Origin of the sequence: Deinococcus sp. YIM 134068 (genome assembly GCF_036543075.1) — a bacterium.
Taxonomy (GTDB): domain Bacteria; phylum Deinococcota; class Deinococci; order Deinococcales; family Deinococcaceae; genus Deinococcus; species Deinococcus lichenicola.
The window spans coordinates 28,437-42,558 of sequence record NZ_JAZHPF010000018.1 but is presented as its reverse complement, the minus strand read 5'-3'; the positions used below and the strand labels follow the sequence as shown (position 1 = coordinate 42,558).

Genomic DNA, 14,122 nt, shown 5'->3' with positions numbered 1-14,122 from the left:
TGGTGAGGGTGAGTTACGTCGTCAGGTCCACCCCACGGGGACTGAACATCTCCCGCCCGTCGGGCAGCGCGGCGGTGAACGTGTAGACGCCGCTGCCGACATTTACCCGAACCTCCCCATCCCGCGTCTCGATCCCGGACACTCCCGCGCCGGAACTCAGGGGGTGTCCGTCCACCTCCACATGCTCGACCGGGCCGGGCAGGTGGACGGTGGCCGTGGTGCCGGGGGGGACCGTGACCTCCACCTTGAGACTGTCCCCGTCCCGCGTCCACGCGACGGCGGCGGGACCGTACACGGTGTCGTGGCTCAGGCGGACGGAGGTCAGCCCGCAGCCGAAGTCGGGCCGCACCGCGAAATGCCGGTATCCTGGCGTAAGCCGCCGCAGGCCGCCCAGGTGACGGTACATCCAGTCGCCCACGCACCCGAAGGCGTAATGGTTGTACGAGACGGGCTGGACCTCCCCCTCCGGCGTGATCGCCCGCCAGTTCTCCCAGATCGTCGTCGCGCCGCGCTCCACCTCGTACAGCCACGACGGGCACTCCGTCTGGAACAGCAGCCGGGAGGCCACGTCCGGGCGACCGCCCTCACACAGCACGTCGAGCAGGAAGGGCACCGACGCGAAGCCCGTGTCCAGCCGGTCCCCGTTCGCCTCGATCATCCCCACCAGTTGGCCGAGCACCTGCGGTCGGCGCTCCTCCGGGATCAGGCCGAGGTGGAGCGCCAGGACGTAGACGCCCTGAAAGTGTGCCCTCAGCCGCCCGTCGGGCGAGAGGTACTCCCCGGCGAACGCCTGACGGACCCGGCGGTTCAGTTCGGCGTATCGCTCGGCGTCCTCCACCTTCCCCAGAACCCCCGCGACCTGTGCCAGAAGGTTCGTCGAATAGGCGTAGAAGCAGGTGGCGACGAGTTCTCTGGTCGCCATCGCCCCCTCCACCGGGTGGGGGATGCTGGGAATCAGCCAGTCGCCGAAGTGGAAGCCGGTGTTCCACAGATACCGCTGTCGCTCCCGTTCCGCAGGAGAGAGTTCTTCGGCAGAACTATTCTCCGGCAGTCCCTCCGCCGCCTGCCGTTCGATGTACGCCACCCACCGCTGCATGGTGGGATAGTTCTCCGCGAGCACGCCCTCGTCCGCGTACTCCCCATACAGCACCCACGGAACGATGATGCACGCGTCCCCCCACCCCGCCGAGGAGGGCGCGCCGAAGGGGTCCACCATGCTCGGCGTGGTCGGCACGAAGTTGGGAATCTGCCCGTCGGGCAGTTGCTCCCGCTGAACGAGGCGGAGCCAGCGCGTCAGGAAGGCGTTCACCCCCATGTTGAATACGGCGGTGGGCGCGAACGCCTGAATGTCGCCCGTCCAGCCCGTCCTCTCGCGCTGGGGGCAGTCGGTGGGGATGCTCAGGAAGTTTCCCCGCTGGCTCCACACGACGTTGGCCTGGAGGCGGTTGAGGCGCGGGTCGCTCGTCTCGAACGTGCCCGCCATCGGGAGGTCGGACGCGAGCACGACCGCCGTGAAGTCCTCCGCGCGAACCGCGCCCGGAGACCCGATCACCCTCACGTACCGGAAGCCGTGGAAGGTGAAGGTCGGCTCGTACGTCTCCTCGTCCCCACCCCGCAGGATGTACACGTCCGTCTGGTCCTTGTTGCGCCACGTGATGTTCTGGAAGAAGTTGCCGTGCTCGTCCAGCACCTCGGCGTGTTGCAGGAAGACTTCCGTTCCCGCCGCTCCCCGCACCGTCATCCGCACCCGGCCCGCGATCACCTGCCCGAAGTCCACCACCGTCTCCCCGGCGGGGGTCGTCAGCACCTGAAGGGCGGGGAGCGTCATGACCGCGCGCACCGCCTCCCCGTATTGCATCACGAGGTTGTCGTATCCGTACTCCGCGAGCGTGACGGGGGACCACCCGGAGTCGTCGAACGCGGGCGTGCTCCACCCCGGCATCTCCCGGCGGGCGTCGTACCGCTCCCCGATGAACAGGTCGCTGTAGACGAGGGGGCCGTCCACGGAGGAACGTATGTTCCCGTCGGAGGCGACGGTGAGCCGCACGCCGTCCTCAAGCTCAATCTCTAGCTGGAACAGCACCCCGAGGCGGTCGCCGAAGTTCAGGCTGTCCCCGGCGGCGCTGGTTCGCCCGGCATACCAGCCGTCGGCCAGGGTGACTCCGAGCGCGTTCTGGCCGAGCTGCACTTGCCCCGTCACGTCGTACGTCTGCACCATCAGGAACTGCGGGTACGACGTGTTCTCCGGGGTCAGTTCGCGGTCGCCCACCCGCTCCCCGTTGAGGTCCAGCGTGTAGAGGCCGTGGGCGGTGGCGTAGAGCCGGGCTTTGCGGACAGGACCAGGAATCTCGAAGGTCCGGCGCAGGCGCGGGCAGGGGTGCAACTTCCCCGGAAGCGTCCGCGTCTCCTCCGGCGTGCGCGGCCCCATCCCCATCGCCGCGAAGAAGTTGATGGGCGGCTCCGGGGTGACGGGTTCCTGCCGGGGTTCCACCCAGCGGGCCTGCCAGTCGTCCGGGTTCAGGAGGCCCATCTCCCAGAGGCCGGGTTCGCTCCAGCCGCTCACGGTCCCCGCCTCGTCCCAGACCCGCACCTTCCAGCAGTACCGCCGCCTCGATTCCAGGGGTGGGCCGTCATACCGGACGTGCGCGGACCCCTCGGAGGAGACGCGGCCCGTGCCCCACAGCGCGCGGTCGGGGGTGAGATCGGCCTCCTCCCCGGCGACGAGCACTTCATACGCGGTCTGCCGCACGCCCCGCCGGTCGCTCTGCAAGACCCAGCTCAGCCGGGGCTGACGCTCGCCCAGGCCCACGGGGTCGCGCATGAATTCGCAACGCGGCTCGGCGGGAGTGGGCGTCACGGGCACGCCTCCGGGGGTGGGCTGGCGGTGGGCTGAGGCACGGAACGTCATGGGAACTCCTTGTCGGGGAGGCAGCCAGGGGCAGGGGAGGACAGGCCCGGTCAAGAACCGTTCCCGCCGCGCCCGCGAGGCCTGGGAAGCCTGACGGGTGCGGCGAGAAGCGGGACCTACACGGCGAGGTCAGGTCGCACCGGGGCGGGACCCTCGGCAGACTGGGGCAGCGGACTCATCTCCGGGATGGGGGCGACGGCCACGGCGCTCAGAAGACCGAACAGGGCGAACACGCCGAAGAAGAGGGGGAAGCCTCCCAGGCCGATCAGCGCCGGGGCGAGGGCGGGCGCGATGGAGTTGGGGAGCGCCCCGGCGATATTCATGATGCCGAAGTCCTTCGCGGCGTCCGCCCTGTTCGGCAGGATGCGGGCGATCAGCGCGATGTCCACCGCGAGGAAGGCCCCGAAGCCGACCCCCAGAATCGCGCCGCCGATCATGAACACCGGGAAGCCGGGGGCGAGCGCCTGAATCAGCAATCCGAGCGCGAGGATGACCGCCGAGACGGCCACGAAGGGCTTCTGCTTGCGCGTCCGGTCCGAGAGCATTCCGCCCAGCACCGAGGCCACGGCGAGGCCCACCGTCGAGGTCAGGGTGACGAGCGCCATCATGCCCGCGACCCGCTCCTGGGGCACGCCGAAGCGCTGGATCAGGTACAGGGCACCGAAGGTCTGCGTGGCGAAGGCCAGCCCGGCGAGGAGGCGCACGGCGAACGCCCACGAGAAGGCGGGGTAACGGCGGGGGTCGGGGTAGATGCGCGCGAGCCGCTCGGGGAAGCTCAACCGCTGCGCCGTGGGGGCGACGTAGTGGTGCTGACGTTCGCGGACGAGCAGACAGGTGACGAGCGCCCCGACCACCGAGACGAGCGCGAGGATGTTGAACTTGCTTCCCAGCGAGAGGCTGTTGACCGCCGTCATCAGCGTGAAGCCGAGCATGATCGCCAGCGGGTTGAACATGCCGATCAATCCGGAGGCCGTGCCGCGCCGGGACTCCGGCACCTGATCCGGGATGAGCGCGGAGTACGCGGCGCTGGCGAAGGTGTACCCGACCTGAGCCACGCACCACAGGAGGATGACGGCGGGGACGGTGGTGGCCCCGCCCAGGGCGACGAGCGCGGCGGCCCCGACGAGCGTGCCGAGCAGAATCCACGGGCGGCGGCGACCGACGGCGAGGCCGGTCCGGTCGCTGATCGCCCCCCCGACGAAGTAGCTCACGAGGCTGACGAGCGAGCCGATGCCCACCGCCGCGCTGAAGTTCGCCGTGACCCGCTGCGGGTCGAGCGCCAGGAACTTGAAGGTGAGCAGCAGCGCGAGCGGAATGACCGTCGCCAGCGTGTACCCGAACTGGCCGATCACCATGCCGCTCAGGAGGCGGCCAAAGGGGGTGGCGGGCCGCTGGGGAAGGGGGAGGGGGGCAGAGGTTCCGCTCATGGTGGTCCTGCCTTTCTGCTCGGCCACGGTGGGCGAGCGGGGGAGAAGTGGCAGAACCCCGCGTCGGAAGTCAGTCGCCTGGTTCCGGCAGTCCCGCCTGCTGGTGCGCGGACGGGGAAACCCCCGCCGGGCACGGCCTGTGTTCGACTCGTTGTGTGGCCCCACTGTGCGCCACGGCCCGGCCCCTGACAATCCCCTCGTTTCATATACTGGGACCGAACTCGAATCCACGGCGCGCGCCGCAGAGGCAGGAGGTCCCCATGCTGGGAACGCTGGAGAAGGCCGGGCAGGTGCTCGATCTGTACTCGGACGATCAGCCGGAGTGGGGCGCGACGGGGGTGGCCGCCGCGCTGGGGATTCCGAAGGCCAGCGCCCACCACCTGCTCGCCTCGCTCGCCGGGATCGGGCTGCTGCGGCGCACGGCGGCGGGCCGCTACCGCCTGGGCTTCAAGGCCCTCGCGCTGGGGCGCATCCTGCTCAGGACGACCCCCTGGCGCGAGGCCGCCGAGCGGGAGATGACGGCCCTCGTCGCGGAGTGCGGCGAGACCGTGCAGCTCGCCGCGCTCGACAGTGGCCACCTCGTCTGCGTCACCCGGCTGGAGGGCACCCGGCCCGGCTGCCTGCGCGCCTCGGAGGTCGAGGGCAGCTTCATCCCGCCCCATTGCAGCTCGAACGGCAAGGTGCTGCTCGCCTCCCTGCCGGGCGAGCGGGTGGGGCAGGTCCTGCACAACCAGGGCATGGCCCGCTTCACGGAGAACACCATCGTCACGCCCGACGAGCTGGACTCCGAGCTGGAGCGCGTCCGGGCGCAGGGCTTCGCCTACGACATCGGGGAGTTCCGGGGGGGCGTGTGCTCGGTCGGTGCCCCCATCCGCAATCACCTCGGCGAGGTGGTGGCCTCCCTGAGCCTCGGTGCCCCCGCCGGGCGCTTCCACGAGCGCAAGGCCGCGTACCGCACGGCGGTCATTCGCGTCACCGAGCGCATTTCCCTCCGCATCGGCTACGGCCCGGCGGCGCTGTCCTGAGCGTGTGGGCGGGAGGGGAGAGGGGCGGTCCCGTCCCATACGACGCCTGCTGTGAACTGCGGAGTGGGCAGTGAAGGCTTGTTCGTCGTCCGGCGAGAGGACGAGTGCTGTTCGTCACCCCTCTCCCCGGCCCTCTGCTTCGCGGCTCTCCGGGTCTCCCACGAGGAGAGAGGGAGGAGAAAGCACAGGTGGGACGCTGGTTTTGTAGGGCACATCAGGCGTTTAGAGCAGTTGACAGAAGAACGGTTGTCACCCTGAGCGAAGCGAAGGGCCTCGTTCATTTCGTTTCGAGATGCCTCGCTGACGCTCAGCATGACCATGTTGGTGTCAACTGCTCTACGGGCGGACGCTCAGGCCGGGTCGTCCGTGGAGTCGGGGCGCGAACGGCCACGTCGTCTGGGCAGGGACCGCAGCTCCTCCCGGCCCGCCTCCGAGGTCCACACCCACCGCCCCTCGCCGGTGAGCAGGGGAGTGAACCCGATCAGGGCCGAGGCCCGCTCCCCCGCCGAGGTGACCGCTTCCCTGACCTCCCGCGCCCGCACGGCGCACCGCTCCACGGGCAGGCCGACGCCCAGCGCCGCGATGGCCTCCCCGTTGTGGTTGCGAATCGGCGCGGCCACCCAGCACGGGTCCGCGTGGTGCTCGCCCACCTCCAGCGCGTAGCCCTGCGAGCGGATGCGGGCGAGTTCCGCCATGAGGACCTCCGGCTCCGTCGAAGTGTCCGCGTGCTGCCGCAACGCCGCCTCCACCACGTCCGGGGGGCGGAAGGCCAGCAGCACCCGTCCCCCCGGACTCGCGGGCGCGGGCAGGGCCGCTCCCACCCCCGGCGGCGGGAGGCTGTCCGCCCGCCTCCCACCCAGCGAGGCGACCGTGACGAACTGCCCGCCGTCGAGAACGCCGAGCTGCACCGTCTCTCCGAACCGCTCCGTGAGGGGCCGCATCTGCGCCTGCGCCACGTCCCGCCACGGCGTGTTCGCCAGCAGGACCTGACTCAGGGCGAGCAGCTTGAACCCCAGCCGGTAGCGTCCGGCGAGCGTGCGGTGGAGCAGCCCCAGGTGCGCCAGCGAGGCGAGCAGGAGGTGGGCGCTCGACGTGGGCATTCCCAGATGCCGGGCGACCTCGCTCACCCCCCACTCGGGCTGCTCCGGGCTGTACAGGTCCAGCACGCGCCGGGCCTTCTCGAACGTGCCGAGCATCGTGGCTCCTCCCCGGTCGCGTGGCATGGGTCCGGCTTCCAGGATAGCTGGATAGGAGGCTTGCGGGCCGTGCCGGGAGCGCGCAGATTGGGGCGGATCAGTCGAGTAGGGTCCAACCGTCTGACTGTCGAACGGTCTAACGTTCCTGTCCCTTGAATCGAAGTTCGCCGCGCCCCGCCGACGTGCCGGGGGAAGGAGACCCCATGTCAGCCACACGTACTCAGGTCGGGATCGTCGGGGCGGGACCCGCCGGGCTGTTTCTCGCCCACCTGCTGCATCGCCACGGTATCGAGAGCGTCATCCTGGAGACCCGCTCGCGTGAGGAGGTCGAGGGCACCATCCGGGCGGGCGTGCTGGAGCAGTGGACCGTGGACCTGATGAACGAGCTGGGCCTCGGCGGGCGGATGGGGCAGGAGGCGCACTTCCACCGGGGTATCACCCTGCGCTTCGGCGGCGGAAGCCACCACCTCGACTTCGAGGACCTGACCGGCGGCAAGCGCGTCACCGTCTACCCCCAGCACGAGGTTCTCAAGGACCTGATCGCCGCGAGGCTGGCGGATGGGGGAGATGTCCGCTTCGGTGTCCGCGACGTGGAACTGCACGATCTGGAGACGGAGCGGCCCCGCCTCACCTACCGGGACGGGGACGGCGGAGTCTTTGAGGTGTGCTGCGACTTCATCGCCGGATGTGACGGCTTCCACGGCCCCAGCCGTCCGCACCTGGCGGGCCGCACCGAGTACGGCAAGCTCTACCCCTTCGGCTGGCTGGGCGTCCTCGTCGAGGCACCGCCCTCGCACCACGAGCTGATCTACGCCCGGCACGAGCGCGGCTTCGCCCTGCTCAGCACCCGGTCGCCGGAGATTCAGCGCCTGTACATCCAGTGCGGCCCAAAGGACGACCCGGCGGACTACCCCGACGAGCTGATCTGGTCCGAACTGCACCGTCGGCTGGAGGCGGAAGACGGCTGGACCTTGACCGAGGGCCGCATCTTCCAGAAGGGTGTGATCGGGATGCGCTCCTTTGTGTGCGACCCCATGCAGCACGGGCGGCTCTTCATCGCGGGGGACGCGGCGCACATCGTCCCGCCGACCGGGGCGAAGGGGCTGAACCTCGCGGTGGCGGACGCGGTGTACCTGTCGCGGGGGCTGGAGTGTTTCTACCGCACGGGCCGCCGGGACCTCCTCGAACGCTACAGCGAGACGTGCCTGCGCCGCATCTGGCGCGCCGAACGCTTCAGCTGGTCCATGACGACGATGCTGCACACGGACCCGCACGAGTCGGCCTTCGAGGACCGCATTCACCTCGCGGACCTCGACTACGTGGTGCATTCGCGGGCCGCCGCCACCGCCCTCGCCGAGAATTACGTCGGCCTGCCGCTGGACTGACCCGTTTGGACCGACCCGTTCCCGTCCGGTCCTGGGATTGGCCGAGCGCGTCCCGCCCAGGAGGACATGAGGGGACTCCTCGTCGGGGCGGTGTTCACAGAATCTTTGCAGCCCCCGTTCAACCTGGGTCGAAGGAGGGGAGTGACCTTTGAGCGAAGGTCGGTCGAACTTCTCCACGAGGCAACGACAGGTGAAAGCTCACCGCACAGCACACGGCGAGCCGCCCGTGAGGTGGCTGAGAACCGTGTGGCCGGGCCGGGGTGCCGAGCGTCGGAGAGGGAGAGTGGCTTGGAGGACCCTGCCGAGGCGTGAGGAGATGATCCCCACTCCCGCGCCGACTTCCACCCCTGGAACCCCTAGAACCCGCCTCCTGACCTTCCTCCCCCTCCTCTCCGAAAGGAACACCCATGACCCCCAGAGTGACCCGCCACGGCCCCCATCCCGTTCGTCGCCGCCTGCTCGAAGTGCGGCGCGTCACCGACCTCACTCCCCACCTGCGGCGCGTGACGCTGACCGGGGACCTGGACGGCTTCCGCAGCGAGGGGGCCGACGATCACGTCAAGCTGTTCTTTCCAACACCCGGTGCCACGGCTGAGGCCCTGCTCGCCGGGGAGGAGGGGGCCGTCCTCGCCCGGCGCGACTACACGCCCCGCCGCTTCGACCCCGGCGCGGGGGAACTCGACATCGAGTTCGCGCTGCACGGCGACGGCCCTGGGAGCACCTGGGCGGCCCACGCCCGGCCCGGCGACCCCCTCCTGCTGGGCGGGCCGCGCGGCTCCACGGTCGTGACCTACGACTTCGACGCCTACCTGCTCGCCGGGGACGAGGCGGCGCAACCCGCCGTCAGCCGCCGCCTGGAGGAGCTGCCGCCGGGAGCACGCGCCCTGGTATTTCTGGAGGTGGACGGCCCCGAGGGCGAGGTGCCGCTGAGCACGCAGGCCGACGCCCGGATCACCTGGCTGCACCGGTCGGGAGCCGCGCCGGGCACCACGGACCTGCTGGAGCGTGCGCTCCGGGAGGTCAGGTTGCCGGGGGGCGACGTGTTCGTCTGGGTGGGGTGCGAGAGCGCGGCGGCGGGGCGTATCCGCCAGCATCTGCTGGAGGAGCGCGGGCTGAACCGCGAGTGGGTGCGCGTGGCCGGGTACTGGAAGCGCGGCGTCCCCGGCCACGAGGAACCCAAAGGCTGAGCGCGGTTCACTCCTGAGGCTTTCTGTGGAGGTCGCAGAAGGCAGAAGGTCAAAGGCAGATGGCACCCGGCACGCGCTGTCGGCCTTCTGCCTGCTTCTCCGACGTTCGCAGGGGCCTGTGCGTCCCTTCGGGCATTGGACGCCGGGAGGCGGCGCTCCCGAGGCGCTGATCGTCGGAGCAGCGCGGGAGAATGGAGCCGAGCAGGACGGAGAGATGGAGCCGCCTGGACGGGATTCCTCCAATTCAGGGAGGGGGAGACCGCCGGAGGCAGACCGAGACTCGGTGCCTGGCGCTGCTTCCCAGAAAGACTCTCCTTTAAACCATAGTAATTTGATACCCGCCACTTCATCCCGTTCAGCGTGACCGGCCCCGCCGCCACGGCCATCCGCGCCACCGTGGGCGAGGCGATGAACCGCCTGGGCATCAGGCCCGAGGTCCGCGTCGCCCACTGGACCGTGGTGGACGCCCGAGTGCTGACCCGCCACTTCCGCCGCCTGACGGTGGACGTGTCCGGCGAGGGCAGCCTCGACTGGCGTCCCGGCTACGCCTGCCGCTTCGACGTGCCCGGCCAGGAGCACGGGCGGCCCTACACCCTGCGCCGCGTCCACCCGAACGCGGGAACCGCCGAGATCGACGTGTACTGCCACGACGGCACCCTGGGCAGCCGTTGGGCCGAGGGCCTGCGGGCCGGGGACCGCGTGACGGCGCGGGGCGGGCGTCAGGAGGGCCTGCCGGACTTCACGGCTGGCCCCGCCCTGCTGCTGGGCGACGAGACGGCGCTCCCCACGATTGCGGCGCTGCTGGAGGGCTGGGCCGAGGAGTTCCCGGTGCGCGTGCTGCTGGAGGTTGGGGACGCCGCCGAGCAACGGTACCTGGACGACGTTCACCTGCCCCCCGGTGCATACGTCAGTTGGTTGCCCCGCGTGGGCGAGAGCGGTGCCTCGCTGCGCGCGGTGCTGGACACCCTGGAGACTGCCCCCGCCGCCGTCTGGGGTGCGCTGGAGGTGAGCGGTGCCAGGACGCTGCGGAACATCCTGCGCGCCGACCATCCGGGGGCCGACGTGCGGGTCGTCGGCTACTGGCGGGTGAACGAGGGGCAGTAGGGCAAAGCTCATCCAGGTCGTCACCCTGAGCGCGGCGAAGGGTCCCCGCGACCAGAGAGGCTTCGCTGACGCTCGGCGTGACCACACCTGTGCGCCCTGCCCCGGACCTCCCGTGAATGTGAGCGTCGGGGAGCACGAGGCAGAGGGCGGCGTGGCCGGTGCTGTTGGCCCTCCGCCCTCTGCGACGTTGGCAGGAAACCTCGTCTCAAGGCTGGCGTTGTCCGACTTCACGTCCGCGCGGGGGAAAGGCCCCACTTCGGCGAGCTTCGGGACTTCTGGTGGGGCCGCTCCTCCCTCACCCCGAACAGAGGGTCAGCCGTGCCGGAGGTGGATTCCTCGCGCGGCTGACCTTGTTCCTGCGGTTCCTGTACTCCTCGCCCGTTACTTGATGTTGCCCTTGATCTCCTTGAGGGCCGCCGCGAGGATCGTCGCGTAGTTCGGGCTGGCCTTCTGCACACTCTGGGCGACGGCGCTGCCCCAGGGTCCCCAGACCGCGCCCATCTCCGGCACGTTCGGCATCGGCGTCCCGGCGGAGATGGCCCGGCTGAAGCCCGTGACCACCGGATCGGCCTTCAGGCGGGTGCGCGCGGCCAGGCTGACGGGGATGCGCCCGCCCGCCTGATTGAAGGCAAGCTGCGCCGGGCTGGTCGCCAGCGCCCGCGCAAATTGCGCCGCCGCCGCCTTGTTCCTGGAGTAGGCGTTGATCACCACGCCCTGCACGCCCACGAAGGGACTCCACCTGCCGGTCGCGCCGGGGGGCGTCGGGATGGTGGTGATGCCGTAGTCGATGCCCGCCTTCCTGATGTCGCCCATGTCCCACGGCCCGGTCACGACCATCGCCAGGCGACCGTCCACGAACGCACTCTTGGCCGCGTCGGCGGACACGCCCTCGGGAATCAGCCCGTACTTGAAGCGCAGGTCGTTCATCAGGGCCAAAGCCCTGGCGGCCCCAGCGTTGGCGATGCCCACGTCCGAGACGTTCAGGGTGCCGCCGTTGTTCTTGAAGATGTACGAGCCGTAGGCGCTGAAAAAGCCGTAGTTGGCGTAGGCGTTGGTCAGATCGACCAGGAAGCCGAACCTGCCGTTCCCGGTGTTCTTCTGCGCCGCACCCAGAAACTCGTTCCAGGTGGTCGGTGCCCTCGGCACCAGCTTCTTGTTGTAGATCAGCGCCACGGATTCCGCGAACATGGGCAGCCCGAAGAGCTTGCCCTTGTAGGTCATGGCCTGAACCGCCGTGCGGTCGAGGTCCGTCTTGCTCACGACGTAGCGGTCCATCGGTTCCACCACGCCCGCCGACGACAGTTGGCCCAGGCGGTCCTGCGGCAGCGTCACCACCATGTCCGGCCCCTGGCCCTTCGGTGCGGCCTGAATCAGCTTATCGGGAATCTGGTCGAGCGGCAGGCTGACAATCGTGACCTTATTCCCCGTGGACTTGGTGTAGGCGTCGGCCTGGGCGCGCAGCCAGGAGACCTCAGCGGCGTCCGTGAAGTGGCTCCAGACGGTGAGGGTAGCGGCGCTGGCTGGGGTCGCCAGGGCCAGGGACAGCAGAACGAGCATCTTTTTCATGGTCTCTCCTTGATTGGAACCCCGGAATGCTCCGGTTGCTGGCTGAATGGGGTCTGACTCAGGCCGTTCTTCATGCGGGCACCTCCGAACGTCGGAGCGGGTGGGCGCTGACCGGCCCCAGCTCCTGCCCCTGCCAGGTGACGGCGTGACTGTTCCAGTTCTGAAGCAGCGTGACCTCACCGCGCCGCGAGAGGCGAACGCCCTCGGGAAGCCGCGTGGGCTGGACTCCCGCCCCGCTCAGCACCTCCTCCAGCACCTCGGCGATCAGGGTCTCGCTGTGGGCACCGATCACCGTGACGTTCCCGTGGCGAATCACGGCGCTCTCGCCGTCCAGCGGGCCGCCCCGGTAGCGGGAGAGGGTGTGCGCCCCGTCCGGCTCATAGCTCTCCGCCCAGTGCCGGGCGAGATGGGACACTCCCCCCGCCACGACCTCCTGGCCCATCCCCGCGCACAGGCTGTCGTAGCGCAGGAGCGAGGCCCCGACCAGTCCGCTCAGCTCGCCGAACTGCCCCTCCTCGGGCGTGCGCCCGGACCCGGTGCGGAAGGCGGTGCGCGGCCCGAAAATGAGGTGGCTGTGTCGGGCGGCGGCCTCCAGATGCCGGGCACGCTCCGGGGTCATCAGTGTCAGGGCCGGGGCGACGATCACCGCGTAGCCGCCCAGGTCCCGGTCGGGGTGGAGGATGTCCACGTCCAGCCCGACCGAGCGCAGGACGCGGTAGTAGGCGAAGGTTTGCGCCCAGTAATTCATCCCCTCAGCGTGGGGCTGCATGTTGTACACCCACAGGCTCTCGTAGTCGTGCAGCAGGGCGACCCGCGCGGGCACCTCGCCGTTCGGGAACCGCGCCGTGTCGAGCGCCGCCACCTCCTCGTAGCCCCGGTCGGGTCGCCCACCATGCCGCAGGAGGCCGGAGTGCAGGACCTCCTGGGCCATCGTGGCGGCCCGCCAGCGGAAGTAGCTCACCACATCGGCCCCGTGCGCCCACGCCTGCGCCGTCCACAGTTCCACGGCCCCCCGCGCGGGCAGCGGGTTGGAGGGTGCCCAGTTGACCTGCCCGCACTGCTGCTCCATCACCCAGAAGCCCGGTGAGTGGTCAGTGGTCAGTGGTGAGTGGGTTCTATCTTTCTCCACTGAGCACTGACCACCTCCCACGGACCTCCCGACCATCCCCCGGTACAGGTCGTGGTTGAAGCCCGTCACGTCCGGGTGTCCCGTCCGGGCGAAGTCGAGGGCCAGCCGTGGGTCCGCGAGCTTCCACTCCCTGACGGCCTCCAGCGTGCCGGTCGGGTAGCTGTCCCAACTGGCGAAGTCCAGGCACTCGCTCACGCGGTAGTGGTCGAAGCCGCCGAAAAAGCCCATGTAGTTGTGGGTGACGAAGCGTCCCGGCGAGCACTCCCGCAGGATGGCGACCTGTTCCTCCTGAAAGGTGGCGATCTGGTCACTGGAGAACCGCAGGAAGTCGAGGGCGTGGGAGGGGTTGACCTCGGCCACCGCCCCGTTCGGGAGGGGAATCTGGTCCCAGGTCCCGTACTCCATGCTCCAGAAGACGTTGCCCCACGCCTCGTTCAGCGCCTGCGTCGTGCCGTACCGCGCTTCGAGCCAGCGCCGGAAAGCGGAGAGGGCCGCCGGGCTGTAGCTCTGGGCGGTGTCGCCCCAGCCGAACTCGTTGTCGGTCTGCCAGCCGACGACGGCGGGGTGCTGGCCGTACCGCTCCGCCATCGCCCGCGTGATGCGGCGGGAATGCTCACGGAAGACCGGGCTGGAGGGGTCGTAGTGCCGCCGGGAGCCGAAGGTCTTCACCCGCCCGTCCCGCCCGACCGGCAAAATCTCCGGGTGACGCTCGATCAGCCACGCGGGCGGCGCGGCGGTGGGCGTGCAGAGCACCACCTCCAGGCCCGCCGCCGCGTAGGTCCGGGTGGCCTCGTCCAGCCACGCCCAGTCGTACTCGCCGGGGCGGGGTTCCATGCGGCTCCACGCGAACTCGGCGATGCGGACGAAACGCAGTCCCAGCGCCTTCTGAGCCTCGGCGTAGGTCTGCCAGCGGTCCTGCGGCACGTGCTCCGGGTAGTCGCACACGCCGAGTTCGAGGTGGGAGGGGTGGGGGGGATGGGATGGGGTCATGGCTACCTCTGACAACATCTCCGGCACACGGGGATGCGCCGCAGGGTGGGATCACAGCGTCGGTGCTGTGCTGGGGAAGACCGGTCGGCCTCCCGGATGCTCGGATTGATGGCGCTATATTAGGAGGTGTTAAGGCTAACACTTGCGTGGCGTATCACTTTTCATCGCCCCACCGCGTCGGGCCTTTGCCGTCGCCGAAGTTCAC

General features: G+C 69.9%; 9 protein-coding genes. 4 read left to right on the top strand and 5 right to left on the bottom strand.

Annotated features, from left to right (window positions below; genetic code table 11):
* Window positions 1-13 precede the first annotated feature (13 nt).
* On the bottom strand, window positions 14-2,908 hold the full coding sequence (locus tag V3W47_RS15160; RefSeq protein WP_331826057.1) for a family 78 glycoside hydrolase catalytic domain: 2,895 nt from the start codon (window positions 2,906-2,908) through the stop codon (window positions 14-16).
* A 116-nt stretch (window positions 2,909-3,024) separates the two neighbouring features.
* The gene (locus V3W47_RS15155) at window positions 3,025-4,335 is read right to left on the bottom strand and encodes an MFS transporter (protein ID WP_331826056.1); all 1,311 of its coding nucleotides are present in this window, start codon (window positions 4,333-4,335) and stop codon (window positions 3,025-3,027) included.
* Window positions 4,336-4,595: 260 nt separating this feature from the next.
* On the opposite strand from V3W47_RS15155, the gene V3W47_RS15150 reads away from it, so the two are divergent.
* Window positions 4,596-5,360, top strand: coding sequence for an IclR family transcriptional regulator (locus tag V3W47_RS15150; RefSeq protein ID WP_331826055.1), 765 nt, complete (start codon window positions 4,596-4,598; stop codon window positions 5,358-5,360).
* 350 nt (window positions 5,361-5,710) lie between these two features.
* Here the strand turns inward: V3W47_RS15150 and V3W47_RS15145 are convergent, their stop codons facing one another.
* Window positions 5,711-6,583: an IclR family transcriptional regulator gene (locus V3W47_RS15145; protein ID WP_331826054.1), complete on the bottom strand. Its 873-nt coding sequence runs from the start codon at window positions 6,581-6,583 to the stop codon at window positions 5,711-5,713.
* Between the two features lie 176 nt (window positions 6,584-6,759).
* Here V3W47_RS15145 and V3W47_RS15140 point away from each other — a divergent pair, with 176 nt between their 5' ends.
* The 3 genes from V3W47_RS15140 to V3W47_RS15130 all read left to right on the top strand — a co-directional run bounded on the left by V3W47_RS15140 (window position 6,760) and on the right by V3W47_RS15130 (window position 10,232).
* On the top strand, window positions 6,760-7,941 hold the full coding sequence (locus tag V3W47_RS15140; RefSeq protein WP_331826053.1) for a 4-hydroxybenzoate 3-monooxygenase: 1,182 nt from the start codon (window positions 6,760-6,762) through the stop codon (window positions 7,939-7,941).
* Between the two features lie 407 nt (window positions 7,942-8,348).
* Window positions 8,349-9,128, top strand: a complete 780-nt coding sequence (locus V3W47_RS15135) for a siderophore-interacting protein (RefSeq protein ID WP_331826052.1) — start codon at window positions 8,349-8,351, stop codon at window positions 9,126-9,128.
* A gap of 360 nt (window positions 9,129-9,488) precedes the next feature.
* Window positions 9,489-10,232 (top strand): siderophore-interacting protein, encoded by a 744-nt coding sequence (locus V3W47_RS15130; protein ID WP_331826051.1) that lies wholly within the window; start codon window positions 9,489-9,491, stop codon window positions 10,230-10,232.
* Window positions 10,233-10,613: 381 nt separating this feature from the next.
* On the opposite strand, the gene V3W47_RS15125 is transcribed toward V3W47_RS15130, so the two are convergent.
* Both V3W47_RS15125 and V3W47_RS15120 read right to left on the bottom strand, forming a co-directional pair.
* Window positions 10,614-11,798, bottom strand: coding sequence for a sugar ABC transporter substrate-binding protein (locus tag V3W47_RS15125; RefSeq protein WP_331826050.1), 1,185 nt, complete (start codon window positions 11,796-11,798; stop codon window positions 10,614-10,616).
* Window positions 11,799-11,868: 70 nt separating this feature from the next.
* Window positions 11,869-13,917, bottom strand: coding sequence for a beta-galactosidase (locus V3W47_RS15120; RefSeq protein ID WP_331826049.1), 2,049 nt, complete (start codon window positions 13,915-13,917; stop codon window positions 11,869-11,871).
* Window positions 13,918-14,122: the final 205 nt, after the last annotated feature.